The sequence below is a fragment of the Acidovorax sp. SRB_24 genome, from assembly GCF_012931925.1.
In genome coordinates this window covers 109,624-126,373 of record NZ_MWOM01000003.1, presented here as the reverse complement: position 1 = coordinate 126,373, position 16,750 = coordinate 109,624, and the positions used below count along the sequence as shown (strand labels likewise).

Genomic DNA, 16,750 nt, shown 5'->3' with positions numbered 1-16,750 from the left:
GATTCGGTACAACAACCTGGCGGCGGCGTGGGCCGCCCTGCTGGCGTGCGCCGCACTGGCGCAGCCGGTGACGGTGGCCGACGTGGCCTACCCCAACCCCACCGAGGTGCAGGGCAGCAAGCTGGTCCTCAACGGCGCGGGCGTGCGCTACAAGGCCGTGTTCAAGGTCTACACCGCCGGCCTGTACCTCGAAAAGAAGGCTTCCACGCCGCAGGAGGTGGCCACCCTGGCGGGCGCCAAGCGCCTGTCCGTCACCATGCTGCGCGACATCGACTCGCGCGAACTGGGCAAGCTGTTTTCGCGCGGCATGGAGGACAACCTGGACAAGGCCTCGTTCTCCAAGCTGATTCCGGGCGTGCTGCGCATGAGCCAGATCTTCTCGGAGCACAAGAAGCTGCAGGCCGGCGACCAGTTCATGATCGACTGGGTTCCCGGCACCGGCACCGTTCTCACCGTCAAGGGCCAGCCCCAGGGCGAGCCTTTCAAGGAGCCCGAGTTCTTCCACGCGCTGATGGGCATCTGGCTGGGCCAGCAGCCGGCCGACTGGAAGCTCAAAGACGCCCTGCTGGGCAAGCCCGCCTGAGGTAGTGCGCCGCGCCGGTACCGCGGCGTGGAATCCTGAATGGATAGCTGCCGGCGCTGACCCCATCGGCGTTTCAGCCACTTTTCACTGGATATCTTCGGCCACAGACGCCGGTACGAGCTGCATCAGGGAATCGACCCAGCCGTCGGCATCGACCGCCGTGACCGGCTGTCCGTGGTTGTAGCCGTAGGTGGTCAGCACCACCGGGCAGCCGGCGGCACGCGCGGCCTGGGCATCGTTGCTGGAGTCGCCGACCATCAGCGTGCGCGCCGGCGCCGTGCCCAGAGCCGCGCAGGTCTTGAGCAGGGGCAGCGGATCGGGTTTTTTGCGCTCGAACGCATCGCCGCCGAACACATGTTCAAAGAACCCATCGAGGCCCTTGGCGCGCAGCAGCGGCAACGCAAAGGCCATGGGCTTGTTGGTCAGGCACGCCAGTCGCAGGCCCGCACCCTTGAGCGCCTGCAGGCCCTCGGCGACGCCGGGGTAGAGGCGCGCATATTGCCCATTGATGGCCAGGTAGTGGTGCTGGTAGCGCTCCCAGGCACGCGGATAAAGCGCTTCGACTTCGACCGCTGTGGGCGCTTGCCCGGCCTGCCCGAGCACGTGCTGGAGCACCGAGCGCAGCAGGTGTTCGGAGCCCTTTCCGACCATGGGCTCGATGCGCGCTGCGGCAAGGGCCGGCAGCGCCAGGTCGCGCAGCATGCGGTTGAGGGCCTCGGCAAAATCGCCCAGGGTGTCCACCATCGTGCCGTCAAGGTCGATGATGGCGGCGTCCAGGGGGGTGTGGTTCGATCCAAGAGAGTTCAGCATGGGCCAGCAGGGGATTCAAGACAATGCGCAGCATGTTACTGCGACGCCGCCTGGCGGCCAGGCGCGGGCCACGCAGTGCTACCGGTGCCGCGCCATCAGATCGAGCACATAGCGGCTCGGAATCGCGTACGAAATGCCCGAGGGCTGGCTCATGGCCGATTCGCGCGTGGTCTTGATCAGCACCATGTTGATCACGCCGAGCACCGCGCCGCTGCGCGGATCGAACAAGGGGCCGCCGCTGTTGCCGGGGTAGGCCGTGGCGTCGAGCTGGAACACCTGCAAGGGCCCAGCGCGCAGGCTGCGGATGGCGCGCTCGCTGAGCTGCTGGCCGGTCGGGCTGGGCAGGGCCATGGTGGTGATGGACGAGACGGTGGCGCGGTGGGTGACGCTCGAAAACCCCAGCAACCCGCCGATCGGAAAACCCATGAATGCCAGGTCGTCGCCTTCGCGCACCGGCTCCGATGCGCCCACCTTGAGTGCCGCCGCTGGGGGCCCATCGATCTGCAGCAGGGCCAGATCGTGCTCGGGGACGGTCTCCAGCACCCGCGCCTGGCGCATGGCCCACAGGCCCGCGCCCGCGCGCAGCTGCACGACCAGGGCCGGCCCGTCGGCGCCCACCGCACCGAGGGCCGCCGTCACGTGGGCATTGGTCACGACATGCAAGCCGTCGCCCACGACGAAGCCGGTGCCCACATAGCGGAACCGCGGCGTGTCGGTCGCCAGGTACGTGCCCACCAGCACCACGGCGGGCTTGACCCGTTCGACGGTGTCGGGCAACTGCGCCAGCGCGCTGCCGCTCCCTGCCCCGAGGAACAGAAAGACGGGTGCCCAACGCACCCACCAGCGTGTGTGGTTCATGGTTTCTCCTTGGGAAGCAGTTGGCGCACTGCCTTGCGCAGCAGGTGGGGCCGCAGCAGGTGCAAGGGCATGCGCAGGCGGTGGCCGTACAGGTACAGCAGGCCGCGCGACAGCGGCGTCCACCTGTCTTCGGTGGTGGCGTGGGCAGAGGCCGCCAGCGCGGCCTCGGCTCCGGCCGGCACGGGGGGTGTCCATGAGGGCCTGCGCACAGCGCAGCGCCTGGTGCAGCGGCCACTGCAGGTCCAGCGCCGCGGCCCGTTCGAGCAGTTGCGGCCAGAAACCGGGCAAGGCGGCGAACTCGCGCAGCAACGCATCAAAGTCGACCACGCTGCGGAATCCGTGCGCGAAGTCGCATTCATGGAACAGATGGGCCGCGCTGTGCAACACCATGTCGGGCGGGGCGAGCACGCGCACGCCCGGCTGACCGGGCAGCGGCTGCGCCGCCTGCAGCAGGCGCTGCGTGCTGAAACGGGCCTTGGCGGTGGCGGGCACCACGGCGTGGTGCACATCGAGCACCGTGCCGCGGCGCATGTGCGGCAGCGGCGGCAGCTCGTGCATCCAGGTGCGGTAGTCGTGCTGGTCGTGGGCGCCATGGTGGGTGTGCACCCAGCCGGCCATCATGAGAGCGGTCTCGACGTCGGCCAGGCGCTCACGCGGCACCAGAATGTCCACGTCCGACACCATGCGCCCGAGCGGCGCCTGCATGCCCGTCAGCGCATAGGCGCCGCCTTTGAGCAACACGACGGGCAGGCCGGAGGGCTGCAGCGCGCGCTCGATCTGCGCCACCTCGAACCGCAGCTCGCGTTGCTGGCGCGTCGCCAGGGCCAGGGCCGACGCCAGGGGCTGGCGCGGCGCGGGGATCGACCAGGCTCCGCCCACCGAGACCTCAAAGCTCTTTCTTGAGACGTTCCACTTCGGCCTGCTCTGGAAACTGCGCTCCTGCGGCGCCGAGTTCGTCGAGCAAGGCGCGGGCGGCGTCCTTTTTGCCCGCTTTAATTTCGATTTTTGCCAGATTGAGCTTGAACGTGAGCGTCTGGGGTTGCAACTGCACGACCTTCTTTTGCAGCTCAAGCGCTCGGTCATGCTGATTGGCTGCGGACAGCAGCATGGCCCAGGTGTCCATGAGCGCAGGCTGGTTGGGTGCCAGGGAGTTGGCGCGCTCGGCATCGGCCAATGCACCGTCACGCCCCAACTGGCCTTTAATCCAAGCCATGTTGTTCAGGGCGACGGCGTTGCCGGGCTCTAGCGCCAAGACACGCTCAAACTGGCGCAGACTTTCTGGCAACTCGTTGTCATTGAGAGCCCGGCTCCCCAGGTAGAAGGGGAAAGCCGCATCCTTGGGCTGGGTGCGCAGCCATTCAGCGGCCCACCGATCGGCTTCGGGCTTCTTTCCGCCCGACACCAGCACATCGTGCAGCCGTACCGCCAAATCCGGGCTGGCCACCTGTTTGAGCCCGGTGCGGAAGGCGTCGATGGCCTTGTCCCACGCCTTGTTCGCTGCGTGAATCTCGCCTTCGAGCACATAGCCTACTGACTCCTTTGGCCTTTGCTTTTGCACGGTGCGGCTGATGGCCAAGGCATCGCCGGGCTTCTGCGCCGCCATCGCCAAACGGACCAGCCCTTGCTGGGCTTCCAGCAAATTGGGTTCGATCTCCAGTGCCTTGCGCAGGTTTTGGCCGGCAGCAGCGCGATCTCCGGCGACCAGGTTGGCGCTGGCCATGCGCAGGTAAGGCCGCGGAGACTGCGGCTGCAGGGCTGCCATCCGATTGAAGCTGGTCTGCGCCTGGTTGTGCTCTCCGTTGGCCGACTGCGCACGCCCCAGGACATCGAACAATTGCAGGTTGTCAGGTACTGCGGCCACCGCTTGCTGCGCCACGGCCAGTGCGTCTTTCGGTTGCCCGTTGCGCAAATAATGCTCTGCCAGGACCAGGCGGGGGATGGGGCTGTTGGGTGCGGCATCGACCGCCTTGCGCAGAAGGTTTGCCAGCTCCGTCTTGTCCGCGCCGTTGGCTGCACGCAACTCCACCAGCGCCAGATGGGCCTGAATGTTGCCCGGCTGGCGCTTGATGGCTGCCTCCAGGCGCGCACGCGCATCGTCTGGTCGCTTGTCGGCGTTGTCGAGCACCGCCAGCACGCCCACCGCAGGAAAATAATTGGGGTCGATTTCGAGCGCACGCTCCATGGCCTTGCGTGCGCCGGCTGCATCGCGCTTGAGCAGCAAAGCGCGGCCGCGCAAGAATACAGGCAACACATCCGCAGGGCGCTTTTTCTCCAGTGCATCGATGGCTTTGAGCGCCTCGTCGACCTTGCGCTCCTGCAGCAGTGCGTTGATCAAAGCCATGTCTGCCACCACGCCATCGTCGGAAGCCGCGATGCTCTGCAACTCACCCAGCGCGGCACTGCTCTGCCCAGATGCCAACCGGCTGACCGCCAGCGATGTGCGCTTGGCCGGGTCTTTGGGGTCCAGACTGGATGCCCGGGCAAAGTAACGCTGTGCACGGTCGACATCCCCATGGAGCATGTATACCTGCCCCGCCAGCGCCAGCATGCTGGGGTCGCGGTCATTGCGCTCTACATCGGCAGGCAGTGCGGCCATGGCTTTGTCGAGCCGGCCCAGGCGCACGTATGCGGTCACCAGGCCGCGCCGAGCCAGGGGCAACCCGGCCTCCAATTGCAAGGCTTTGGCCAGCAACACCTCAGCCTGGACGTTGGATCCCAGGCGCAGTTCCGTCATGCCGGCCAGTTCGAGCGCGCGAAAATTGTCGGGCGTGAGACTCACCAGCTTTTGCGCGTATTCCTGCGCCGCTTTGAGGTCGTTTTTGGCATACGCCAACATGGCCTGCAAATACACGGTTTGCGGCTTGCCGGGCGCCGCCTTGGCCAACCCCTGCAAGACCTCGGCGGCAGCATCGGTCTTGCCCTGGAGCAGCAGCAGTTGCACGACGGCAGCCTGGCCCTCTTTGTACGAAGGGTTGACCTGGAGCGCTTCCCGGTACGCGACCAGCGCCGCATCCATGTCGTGTTTGCCGTACAACAACACGTCTCCGCGCAGTTTCAGCGCCTCATCGGCGGCAGAAGACTGGCGGGGGATCTTGTCCAGGCCTGCCAACGCACCATCGATATCGCCGTGCTGCGCACTGGCGCGTGCCAGCTCGATCAGCGCAGGCGGGTGGTCGACCTTCGCTTTGAGCGCTTCGTCGAGGCTGGCGCGGAATTTGTCTTCCTGGCCCTGCCTCTGCCAGGCGATGGCCACGATGGTCTTGAGACTGGCCTGGGCCTCGGCACTGGCAAGCTGCAGATCTGCATAGTCGGCCGTGATCTTGCGATATTGCCGACCGAGCAGCATGGCTTGGGCCAGTTGCGGAACAACTTCGTCAGGGGCTGCGCCCAGCTCCTGCGCTTTTCTCAACTCGGTTTCAGCGCCCGCCGTATCGCCATTGGACTGCAAAGCCTGTCCCAAAAGGAGGCGCGCTTTTGCGGAGTCCGGACGCACCTTCAATGCATTTTTGAGCTGGATGATGGCCGCTGGTGCATCGTTGCGGCTCAGGTAATCCTGCGCTGACGCCATGAGCGCATCCGGATTGTCGCTACCGCATGCAGACACCAGCAACGCCACTGTCAGAGCGGCCACAGGAGCGAGGGAACGGGAAACGGAAACCTTCATCGTCGTTCTCCAGAGAAAATCTTCAAGGCTTGAGCCCCAGGCGGTGCATCAGGTCGTACAGCGTCGGGCGGCTGACGCCGAGCAGGTCGGCCGCCTTGGCCACTGTGCCGTCCGCCCGCGCGAGCGCCGCAAGCACTGCCCGCTGCTCGGCGGCCTCGCGCGTCACACGCAGGTCCAGCGATCGGTCTCCCTCAGTACCGTCGGCGACCGCGAGCCCGACATCGTCTGCGGTGATCTGATTTCCATCGGCCATGATGGTGGCGCGCTTGATGCAGTTCTCGAGCTCGCGGATGTTGCCGGGCCAGGGATGTGCCTCGATCGCACGCAGCGCGTCAGCGGCGAGCGTCAGGGTGCGGCGGTGCTCCTCGCCGAAGCGGCGCACAAAGGAGTGAGCGAGCAACGCCGCGTCTCCTACGCGTGCGCGCAAGGGGGGAATCTCGACCACGATCTCCGCCAGACGGTAATAAAGGTCTTCGCGAAAACGCCCTTCTTTGACGCATTGCGTAAGGTTTTGGTGGGTTGCGCATACAACGCGCACATCCACCGCAATTTCTTGGCGCCCGCCTACGCGCTCGACGACACGTTCCTGCAAGAAGCGCAGCAGCTTGGCTTGCAAAGGCATCGGCATGTCCCCGATCTCATCGAGCATGAGGGTGCCGCCGTGCGCTGTCTCGATCTTGCCGGTCGTGGTTTTCGCCGCCCCTGTGAAAGCCCCTTTTTCGTAGCCAAAAAGCTCGCTCTCCAAAAGATTTTCAGGAATGGCGGCGCAATTGATGGCCACAAATTTTCCGGTCTTGCGCAGGGACTGCTGGTGCAGGCTGCGTGCCAGAACCTCCTTGCCTGTCCCGCTTTCGCCCAGCAGCATGACGGAAGCATTGGTGTTGGCAACCTTTTCGATGGTGCGACATATGCGAAGCATCTGCGGGTCGCGCGTGAGCAGGCCCGAGATTGCATCGGGCATCTGCATGGCCTGCAGCCTCCTGTTCTCGGCCTGCAGCGAGTGCAGTCTGAACGCACGCTCGACATTCAGGTTGAGCACTTCAGGCTCAAAGGGCTTGGTCAAAAAATCGTATGCGCCCATGGCAACAGCCTTGAGCGCATTGGACTGGTCGTTTTGTCCGGTCAGCACGATGACCTTGACGTCAGGGTCTGCAGCCAGGATCTGTGCGAGCAGTTTGAAGCCCTCTGATACCGAGTCTGCATCGGGTGGCAAGCCCAGGTCCATGGTTACCACGGCAGGCGCGTGCCGGCGCAGCTGCGCCATGGCGCTCTCGCGGTCGTGGGCCGTGACGGCTTCAAAGCGATCCAGGGACCATTTGATCTGCTTTTGCAGCGCCACGTCATCTTCCACGATCAACAGCGGCTGCAGCTTTTCCACATCCATGCCTGCTCCTAAGCTGGGGTATCGGAATCACCAAAGACTTCAATCGAGGGGAGCAGGAGGCTCACCACTGTCCCCTTGCCAACTTGGCTGTCCACGGCAACCTTGCCACCGAGCTCCTGCACATACTGAAAGCTCTCATAAGTGCCAATTCCCATGCCAGACTCCTTGGTGGTCTGGAACGGCTTGAACAACCGCGTTTGCACAAATTCTTCGGTCATGCCCTGGCCACTGTCACCCACTTCAACCCGCGCATGGCTGGCAAAGCGATCGACTTTTATCCAGACCCGGTCATCGACATCGGTGGCATCCAACGCGTTGTGCACCAGATGCCCAATGATGCGCTCCACGCGCTCAGCCTGTCCACGGGTAAACACGCGGGGCGCTAACTCCAGCGTGACTTGGCGCCCTCGGCCCAAAGCACTGGCCGCCAGCCGCTCAGCAATCTTTCCCAGGTTAACGCCCACGGATGAAGCACCGGATGTACCGCTTCCACGCAACTGAAGCATCAATTGGCGCATGCGCTCCAGCGAGTTTTCAACCGTCATCAGCATATCGGCTTGGAACTCTGGGTTATCTTGCAGGCGCTTGGCATTTTTGAGCATGAGAGACAGCTGGGCGATGATGTTTTTTAGATCGTGGACCACAAAGGCCGACATGCGGTTGAAAGCTTCAAACTTGCGCGCTTCCAGCAGTGCCTCGGTAGCCTGTATTTGCGCCAGCAAGCTCGCTGCCTGTCGCCCGGCAGTCTTGAGCAAGTCATTGACTTCCCAATTGACGTCCACCGGCGTGCGTGGACTGGCCAGCACGACAAAACCCAGCAGGCTCGTGGATTGCCAGAGCGGCACGACCAGCCAGGCTTGTGGATATTCGGACAACCACTTTGGCAGGCGCAGGTCCCGGTATCGCCAGGGCGCGGCGCGAAACTCCTCCAGATTGACCACCCAACCGGTGGATTGCATGAAAGTTGCGAGCTCGGCATGCTGGTCTTCGGTGTGTTTGGTCGGAGCCATGTTCCACACGTTCACCTGCCGATATTGATCTTCTTCCGGACGCAACAACCACAAGGCACCTGCAGGGCTCTCGAGCATATCTGCAAGACCTTTGACCACATGGCGGCCCGCTTCTTGCGGACGGGCCTGGCTCGAAAGGGTTGCTGTGAATTTCAACCACTCTTCACGGTAATCAAAACGGTAGCGAAAGAAGTGTTTTCCCAGCAACACCCGCAACCGGGCACGCAAGGAACCAGACAGTGCCAGAGCGCTTGCCAGTACCAAGGCCACAAAGACGAGGCCGACTTGCAAGGCACCACCCCAGTCGCCGCCAAAAAAACGCACGTAATAACCTACACCTGCAATGAAAAGCAGATACAGCCCAACCAATGCCAACGTTGCCGAGTGAAAAACGACTTTGCGCGAGACACGTATTTTGGAAATCCAGTTGCGGTGCCGCGTGGTGGCCAGCAGTAGCAGGGGCACCATTAGGGCGTGCACGAAGGGCCGCACGCTCAAAGCGTCGAGATCTATACCGCGGAAAAGTACTCCTTGGGAAAACAGGTAGAGGTCGAACACAAAGGTTCCGGCCAAGCCGAGGCATACAGGCTTTGCGCTCCAGACCGAGTCTTCGGGAAGATTGCGAAACAACTGCTCGACCATTACAAGAGCGCCGAGTGCCAGCAACACCATTAAAAATGTGTTTCCCAAGGGCCCAACCAGCGCATGCACGGTCTCAATCAGCAGGGGAACGCCGAGCAGAGCTGCCAGCATCCAGCCTGGCCACCAGCGGCCAGCAGCGCTGTGCACCCAACTTGCACCCGGCGCGAAAAACAGGGCCAAGAATATGCCCCAGCACAGGTAGCGCAGCATATCGGCCACTTGCGCAGCCAACCACCATCCGGGGTTGACAGCCAGAGCCAGCAAACTGAATCCGCTCCAAAGCACCGTGACCAGTGCGGCCGCCAGCATGGTTGCAGCTATGCGATTGACAGGCTTGCGCATGGCACCCTGGCGAATCAAGCGCAGCACCAAAATAGCATACGCAATACCCGAAAGCCCCAAGCTCCAGTAAATCAACGAGGGCTCGCTCTGATTCATGATCTTGGTGCAAAAATCCGCTTTACTGTGCGCCTTTTCCCGTCAGTACCACGCCCACCGTTTCGAACAGAATGACCACATCAAGAAACCACGAATGGTTTTTAACGTAATAAAGATCATATTGCAGTTTTTGCGTGGTATCTTCGACCGAGGCTCCATAGTGATAGCGCACTTGGGCCCAACCAGTGAGTCCAGGTTTGATACTGTGGCGAATGGCGTAATAGGGAATCTCACGCGTGAGCTGGTCCACGAAATACGGCCGCTCCGGCCTGGGCCCTACAAGGCTCATGTCGCCCTTGAGTACGCAAAACAGCTGGGGAAGTTCATCAATACGCATCTTGCGCATCAGTTTGCCAACACGGGTAACGCGCGCATCTGCGACGCTCGCCCATCTGGGCATACCGTCTTTTTCTGCGTCTTGGCGCATGCTACGAAACTTGATCACATTGAAGATGCGGCCATGGAGGCCAATGCGTTCTTGGCGGTAAAATATAGGTCCTCCGCCTTCGATAAAAATCAGGAAGGCTGCCACAACCATCACAGGGGCGGCCAACAACAACAAAACAGCCGCGCCAATCACGTCAAACGCCCATTTGATGATGGATCGCACGAACCCTTGCCTGAAACCATCCCCAAAAATTAACCAACCGGCAGATACGGCTTCAAGATGGATTTGCCCCAAAAATCGCTCGAAGTGGGTGGCAATATCTATGACTTGTATACCGTTCAGCTTGCAATCTAGCAGCTCACTCAACGGCATGCTGCCACCGCGGCGCTCATTCAACGCCACCACAATCTCATCTACGCGATTTTTTTTCACTACCTCCGTAAGGCTAGATTCGCGAGAAAAAATACTTCTCACGGCCACATCAGATTCTTTCTCTTGGGAGCCTAAAAAGTATCCAACCAATTCGACACCAGGGTCATTCCTTTGGAGCGACTGGCCCACGATACGCGCCCGATTTCCAGTGCCGAAAATCAATACGCGCTGAACGCTGTAGGCTGTGGGAAGTATGTCTCCACCGAAGAATCGAACTACTAGCATGCCGCTGGCTATCAGCAACAAGGCACCCCAAGCGTGTGTATTATGGTAAGGGGGTTGCAATGGCAGAATCAACAATATTCCAGCCGTAATGGCCAAAAAACACAAAAAGGATAGCACTGCGCGCGCACGCACCTGACCGAGCGTTAGTTTGTTAGGGCGCTCGTAAAGTCCGAGTGCGAAATTGACGGTCAAAATTCCGGCTGCCATCAAGCCGCCCCGACCCAAACTTGCAGAAATGGCAACGGCATTAAACATACCCGCCTGCAACGCCAGTGAAATACTCAAGGCGCCAACAATCAACGCTGAGTACACCATGATTTGCCACATGGTGCGCCGATGAAAATAATGGCTGAATATCTTGATCATTTCGCTTCCTGCTATTATTTTCACTCGGGAGCAAAAAAACATCTCAAAAATCAAACGCCATCGGCTGTTTCACAGACGCATCCGTTTTTCCCGAGCATTGAAAGACCCACAGAATACCGCTTTTAGCGCGAAAACCCGGTGCACGCGGAACGTGTATCCACCAGACAACGTGTCAGTCATCGATGACCAGCGGAGACACCGCAAGCAACAACCAGAGCATAATGGATACACGTGGGATTTCAATAAAACTTACAACGCTTCCCAGCACGAACACTGCCGACATCGCCACCCCTATGACGGGTGCTAGCGGGCTGTAACGCCGCATGCCACGAACCGTCATTGCCAAAGCTCCCGAGGCAAGAACCATAAAAAACCCCAAGCCAACCAAGCCACGTTCTATCAGCAATTCGAGAAAAAGATTGTCCATATGCCATGGCAAAAAATTTCCATCGGCAATGATGTTCCAATAGCGTTCGCCTAATAAGAAAGACGGATTTTTAATTACCTGCTGGCCATAGGGATCCAGCAGCTCTATTGCATGCAACCCTACAGACTCGTCTGAACCAAGTACGGTGACAGAAAGTACCCCATAACGCACTCCGGAAAGCACACGGGGTGGTGCAAGGTCAGGCCCTTGTAAAGCAAGCTCTAGTCCAGTTATTCGCGCTTCCCGACTTAGGGGCACATGCACCAAACGCGTTTGGCATTTAAAGGCGTACAGCAGATGCCGCTCGCACAAGCGCAGCGCCATCCGTGCAGAGCCTGAGACCTCAACGCCAAGGCGGACCTTGTAAGCCCCTCCAGATACCAGAGGTACCCGCTGGACAAGCGCAACTTCACCTCGCATATCTGGCCCGGCCGGACCCGCAAGCCACGCCTGGGTGCTACCGTCAGCGCTGTGCTTCCATCGCACTTGCCCAGCCAGAGCACCGGCAAAAGTTTGGGTGCTGTAGTGCGCGGGCAGTCTTCCCACTCCCAAGCCCAGGAGCCACTGCGTTGGCGTACGCAGCAATGCAACGCCGCGCTGCCAGTGCGCCATACGCTGGGACAGGTCCGCACCGGAGCGCGCAAGACGATCCGACATGAAAGAGCCGCCCAGCAGCACCGTCAGCGTTTCGACTACCAAGATTGCAACCAAGCAGACAATGGCCCGCCAGTGCCACACTGAACGATCGGGAGAGACTATGCGGTATCTGTGCAACAGCACCGCCAGCGCAGCCAGCGCCAGCGACACAGATAGATAGACCCCACGAGAATAGGTCGTCAGGACAGCATAGATAGCCACAACCAACAACGCTGCCGCGGCGACCCAACGCCAACCCCGCCGCGCCACCCATGCGGCCCACCATGCGAACGGCAATGCCAGCGCCAGATAGGCGTCGATAGCGCCACCACCGACATGCATTTCCCAAAACCATGCGCTGGTGCGATAGGGCTCGTTGAAATCAAGGCCGTCGGCATAAACGCACCGCTCCCACAAGACGGCTGTGCAAACCACAACCAGTCCAGCGACCATGCCCCGCGCCAGCCGCAGCGCAGCACCTTGCCCCCAGCGGTAAAGCGCAGGCATCAGCAATAGACCCCATGCCAGGCTTTTGGCAACGCGCAGCGTGTTGCCTGGCAGGTCATAGTCCCCATAAAAACCTTGCGCCCAAAGATCGGACAGCAGTGCCGCCCAAGGTTCTGCACCGCGCGCATCGTCCAGGCCGCGCCATACACCCAACACCAGCAACGGGGGCAGGACCAGATATACCCAACACACGCCATACGGCAGTTGTCTGGATGCCGCCGCAGGCTGGCTCCAGACATCCCACCCCCAGCGCAGGTACGCAGCGCCCAGCGTGGCAAGCACCAGCAGGTCAGACTCGTCTGCCAACCACCAGCCCGTCCAGGGGGTGAAGCTGGCCACGGGCAACACAGCGGGCAGCAAAAACCATATGTCTCCGGGGCGCCGCGCAATCCAAAGTGCCATGCAACCCAGTGCCAATACGGCGCCTCCGGGCGCCACCGGGTGGTGCACAGCGGCTGCGAAGGCCGCTGCCGTGAACGACAAGCCTCCCAAGACGGGCAACCCCGTCCGTATTGCGGTGGCCGCGAGACCGTCTATACCAATACTTCGGGACAAGGTGGGTGCCCCAGAAATGCCTGCGGGCTCGCCGTCGCGCCGTAGGCCCCGGACTGGAAAACAACCACCAGATCACCCGGCTGCGCCACCGCCAAGTCCACGTGATCGGCCAGCACATCCAGGGGGGTGCACAAAGGCCCTACAACGCTCGCGATTTCGCGTTCTTTTGCCTGCAGTCGCGTGCCTATCACCACGGGATAGTTGCGCCGTACCACTTGGCCGAAATTGCCCGACGCGGCCAGATGCTGGTGCATCCCTCCGTCTGTGACCAGGAACACTTGGCCGCGCGAGACTTTGCGGTCGATCACACGGGCCACATAGATACCCGCCTCGCCCACCAGATACCGGCCGAGCTCCAGCACCAATTGCGCGGCGGGCAGCGTGCGCTGTAAAGCGCCCTGCACCTGTGCGAGCGCTTCGACCACAGGATCCAGGTCTAGCGCAGCTTCACCCGAGAAATAGGGGATGCCCCAGCCACCGCCCAGGTTGACATGGCGCACAGGCGCCGGTACCTCGTCAGCCAAACGCAGCACGAGATCGAGCGAGCGGTGCAGGCTCTCGGCCACCGCGCTGCCCCGCAGGCTTTGCGACCCTGCGTAAAGATGGAAGCCCTCGAATACCAAGCCCTCGTTGACCAGGCCGCGCAGTACGGCGGGTACCTGTTCAGCATCCATGCCGAAGGGCTTGGCCCCGCCACCCATGCGCATGCCTGCGCCGCGCAATTCGAAATCGGGATTGACGCGCAGCGCCACACGCGCCGGCCGCCCCAGGGCCTGCGCAGTGTCGGCCAGGACTTGCAGTTCACGCACCGACTCGACATGCAGCAGCACGCCCGAAGCCACGGCTTGCCGCAATTCACCATTGCGCTTGCCCGGCCCCGCAAAACCGATGGTCCGTGCATCCGCACCCGCGTCCAGCGCGAGCTTCAGTTCGCCAGACGAGGCCACATCCATGCCATCCACCAGGGAGCGCATAAACCCCACCAGTGCGGGCATCGGATTGGCTTTGATCGCGTAGTGCAGGCCCACCCCTTGCGGCAGCAATCGGCGCACGGCTGCTGCGCGCGCAGCAATCAGAGACCGGTCGTAAGCGTAGAACGGTGTCTGGCCGACCCGTTCGGCCAGCAGGGACAGTGGCAGGCCTCCCACCCGCAGCTCATCGAGGGACGTGTCGAATCGATCCATGCTCCAGCCTCCAGCGTTGGCGGTCCAGCTTGCCATTGGGGCTGCGTGGAAGCGGTTGGTCGACCCAGAGCAATGCCTTGGGCCACATGAACGCTGGCATGTGTTCGCGGCAATGCGCCAACACAGCCGCCGTGTCTTTGTCAGCATCACCGCTGGCCGTCGGAAAGGCCCACAGGGCCGCGCAGATGGCGCTGCCGAGTGCGTCATCCGGCACCGCATACACCAGTGCCTCGGCCACCAAGCCGCTGGTGTACAGCACCTCTTCCACTTCGGTCGGACTGACCCGGTAGCCCGAGGTCTTGATCATTTCGTCGCGCCGGCCCACAAAATACAAAAATCCGTCGGCATCGCGCCGGACGGTGTCGCCCGAATACACCGCGCGCTCGGGCGCCAAGCCGTCGCTTTCCGCAGGCAGAAGTGCTGGCGGCCAGGGCTTAAAGCGCTGCGCGGTTTCCTCGGGTCGGTTCCAGTAGCCCAAGGCCACCAATGGCCCCCTGTGCACCAGTTCACCAGGCTCATCCACGGCACACTCGCTGCCATCTTCGCGCAGCACGCGCACCTCGGCATTCGGTATCGCTCGACCGATGGAATCGGGCCGGCGGTCCACTTCATCGGGGGGCAGATAGGTGGAACGAAATGCCTCGGTCAATCCATACATCAGATAAGGCAAAGCCGCGGGCGCCAGCGCGCGCAGGCGCTGCAGCGTGGCATTGGGCATGCGTCCGCCGGTGTTGGCCCAATAGCGCAGGTGTTGCGCGGCACCGGCAGGCCAGTCCAGTGCGGCCAGTTGCATGTACAGCGGCGGCACGGCCGTCAGCCCAGTGACCTTTTCTCCCACCATGGCAAGCAGCACATCGCGTGGCAACAAATAATTGAGCAACACCACGCGCGCGCCCACCAAAAACGCCGTGGTGAGCTGGCTGAACCCTGCATCAAACGACAGCGGCAACGCAGCCAGCAAGGTGTCTTCGGCGCGGTTGTGCAGGTAGCCCGCCACACTCGTGGCTCCGGCCACCAGATTGCGGTGCGACAGCACTACGCCCTTGGGTCGGCCGGTGCTGCCCGACGTATAAAAAATCACGGCCACATCTGTTTCGAGCACGGCGGGCGGGTCGGCGAACAGGTGGGTTGGCGCATCAGACCATGCATGCACACCCAGGCCGGCTGGCAAGTCTTGTTCAGCGGTCGGCAAAGCCGTGTCGCAGACCACCACGTGTCGAAGAGCCACGCAAGCGGCGAGCACCGGGGCCAACGCCGCGAGCCGTGCTGCAGACGTCACCAGCACCTGGGCCTGGGCATCTTGCAGAATATGTGCCACCTGTGCCGCTTTGAGCAGAGGGTTCACAGGCACCAGCACACCGCCTGCAGCAGGCGCGGCAAAGCTGGCCACGACGGTTTCGACTCGCTTTTCCAGAAACACGGCGACGCGTGCTCCGCGCGCCAGACCCAGGGCCAGCAAATAGGCCGTGCAGCGCGCAATGTGCGACTGCGCCAGGGCGTATGAAACATGTTCGCCGCCCACCGTCAAGGCCGTCCGTTCAGGCCAGCAGACCGCAGCGCGGGCCGGCAGTTCGTGCAGCAGCACAGGGGGCATTCCCGTGCTGAATTCTGGCGCTTTAGGCATGAGAACCATGTTAAGTCATTGGCATGCCGGATGGCCGCCTGCTGTGTTTTGCACAACAGTCTCTAGAATCAGACCGCGCCTGCAAACTCTGCCCACTAGCCGGATCCAGTTTGCAGCCTTGTCTTTGACCGACACCGTGCCATGCATCTGAACGAACCCATCCTTCGCATCCTCGACGACGCACTCGGACTTCAGGGTCGGGCCATGGGGTTTGAGCGCGACACCGCCCTGCTCGGCGCTTTGCCTGAACTTGACTCCATGGCCGTGCTGGCCCTCATCACCGGCATCGAAAGCCACTTCGGCATCACCTTCTGCGACGAGGACCTCGACGCTTCGGCATTCGCCACCGTGGGCAGTCTGATGGGCCTCACGGAGCAGGCGCTGGCAAGACAAGGCCCATGAGCTCCTCTTGCCGTGTCGCTTTGCCGGAGGCTTTTTTTCTGCCAACCGGCTCCGGGCAACGCTTTTGCTTGTTCCACCCCCCGCAAGGAGAGGCACCGCGGGGCAGCATCCTTTACTTGCACCCATTTGCCGAAGAGCTCAACTGCACGCGGCGCATGGTTGCACAGCAGGCGCGCTCGCTCGCGCAAGCCGGCTATGGTGTGTTGCAGATCGACCTGCTGGGCTGCGGCGACAGCGAAGGGGAGTTTGCCGACGCCACCTGGGAAGCCTGGCTGCAGGACGCACGCCATGCGCACTGCTGGCTGCGGGAACATGCCAGCGGCCCGCTGTGGTTCTGGGGCCTGCGCACAGGCGCCCTGCTTGCGACGGCGCTGGCGAATGCCCTGGCCGAGCGGTGCAGTCTCTTGCTCTGGCAGCCCCCCCCCAGCGGGCAGCAAATGCTGCAGCAGTTTCTGCGCCTGCACACGGCAAGCCAGTGGTTGGGCGCTGGCAATGCGAGCGGGCAGACGCCAGCGAATATGCTGGACAACGGCCAGCCGGTGGACATTGCCGGCTACACCCTCACCCCCGCTTTGGCGCGGGGCTTGGCCGCGGCGCGGCTCCAGCCTCCCTCGC

The 16,750-nt window shown here is 62.2% G+C and carries 12 protein-coding genes; 3 read left to right on the top strand and 9 right to left on the bottom strand.

The window, feature by feature from the left end; genetic code table 11:
- Positions 1 to 55: 55 nt before the first annotated feature.
- Positions 56 to 583, top strand: coding sequence for a chalcone isomerase family protein (locus B2J89_RS01890; protein ID WP_240964693.1), 528 nt, complete (start codon positions 56 to 58; stop codon positions 581 to 583).
- An 84-nt stretch (positions 584 to 667) separates the two neighbouring features.
- On the opposite strand, the gene gph is transcribed toward B2J89_RS01890, so the two are convergent.
- The 9 genes from gph to B2J89_RS01845 all read right to left on the bottom strand — a co-directional run bounded on the left by gph (position 668) and on the right by B2J89_RS01845 (position 15,742).
- Positions 668 to 1,393: a phosphoglycolate phosphatase gene (gene gph / locus B2J89_RS01885; protein ID WP_169167528.1), complete on the bottom strand. Its 726-nt coding sequence runs from the start codon at positions 1,391 to 1,393 to the stop codon at positions 668 to 670.
- Positions 1,394 to 1,471: 78 nt separating this feature from the next.
- On the bottom strand, positions 1,472 to 3,130 hold the full coding sequence (locus B2J89_RS23160) for a nucleotidyltransferase family protein (protein ID WP_169167527.1): 1,659 nt from the start codon (positions 3,128 to 3,130) through the stop codon (positions 1,472 to 1,474).
- 7 nt (positions 3,131 to 3,137) lie between these two features.
- The gene (gene prsT / locus B2J89_RS01875) at positions 3,138 to 5,915 is read right to left on the bottom strand and encodes an XrtA/PEP-CTERM system TPR-repeat protein PrsT (protein WP_169167526.1); all 2,778 of its coding nucleotides are present in this window, start codon (positions 5,913 to 5,915) and stop codon (positions 3,138 to 3,140) included.
- Between the two features lie 22 nt (positions 5,916 to 5,937).
- A complete protein-coding gene (gene prsR / locus B2J89_RS01870) occupies positions 5,938 to 7,299 on the bottom strand; it encodes a PEP-CTERM-box response regulator transcription factor (protein ID WP_169167525.1) in 1,362 nt (453 codons plus the stop codon).
- Between the two features lie 8 nt (positions 7,300 to 7,307).
- Positions 7,308 to 9,389, bottom strand: coding sequence for an XrtA/PEP-CTERM system histidine kinase PrsK (gene prsK, locus B2J89_RS01865; protein WP_169167524.1), 2,082 nt, complete (start codon positions 9,387 to 9,389; stop codon positions 7,308 to 7,310).
- A gap of 22 nt (positions 9,390 to 9,411) precedes the next feature.
- Positions 9,412 to 10,800: a TIGR03013 family XrtA/PEP-CTERM system glycosyltransferase gene (locus B2J89_RS01860; RefSeq protein ID WP_169167523.1), complete on the bottom strand. Its 1,389-nt coding sequence runs from the start codon at positions 10,798 to 10,800 to the stop codon at positions 9,412 to 9,414.
- Positions 10,801 to 10,972: 172 nt separating this feature from the next.
- A complete protein-coding gene (locus B2J89_RS01855; RefSeq protein ID WP_240964689.1) occupies positions 10,973 to 12,772 on the bottom strand; it encodes a hypothetical protein in 1,800 nt (599 codons plus the stop codon).
- Between the two features lie 131 nt (positions 12,773 to 12,903).
- The gene (locus B2J89_RS01850; RefSeq protein WP_169167522.1) at positions 12,904 to 14,109 is read right to left on the bottom strand and encodes a pyridoxal-dependent decarboxylase, exosortase A system-associated; all 1,206 of its coding nucleotides are present in this window, start codon (positions 14,107 to 14,109) and stop codon (positions 12,904 to 12,906) included.
- Positions 14,081 to 15,742, bottom strand: a complete 1,662-nt coding sequence (locus B2J89_RS01845) for an acyl-CoA ligase (AMP-forming), exosortase A system-associated (RefSeq protein ID WP_169167521.1) — start codon at positions 15,740 to 15,742, stop codon at positions 14,081 to 14,083. Before B2J89_RS01845 ends, B2J89_RS01850 begins: the two co-directional genes overlap by 29 nt.
- Positions 15,743 to 15,874: 132 nt before the next feature.
- On the opposite strand from B2J89_RS01845, the gene B2J89_RS01840 reads away from it, so the two are divergent.
- Both B2J89_RS01840 and B2J89_RS01835 read left to right on the top strand, forming a co-directional pair.
- The gene (locus B2J89_RS01840) at positions 15,875 to 16,135 is read left to right on the top strand and encodes a phosphopantetheine-binding protein (RefSeq protein ID WP_169167520.1); all 261 of its coding nucleotides are present in this window, start codon (positions 15,875 to 15,877) and stop codon (positions 16,133 to 16,135) included.
- Positions 16,132 to 16,750: hydrolase 2, exosortase A system-associated (locus B2J89_RS01835; protein ID WP_169167519.1), on the top strand; the 619-nt coding region annotated here is incomplete at its 3' end. The genes B2J89_RS01840 and B2J89_RS01835, both read left to right, overlap by 4 nt.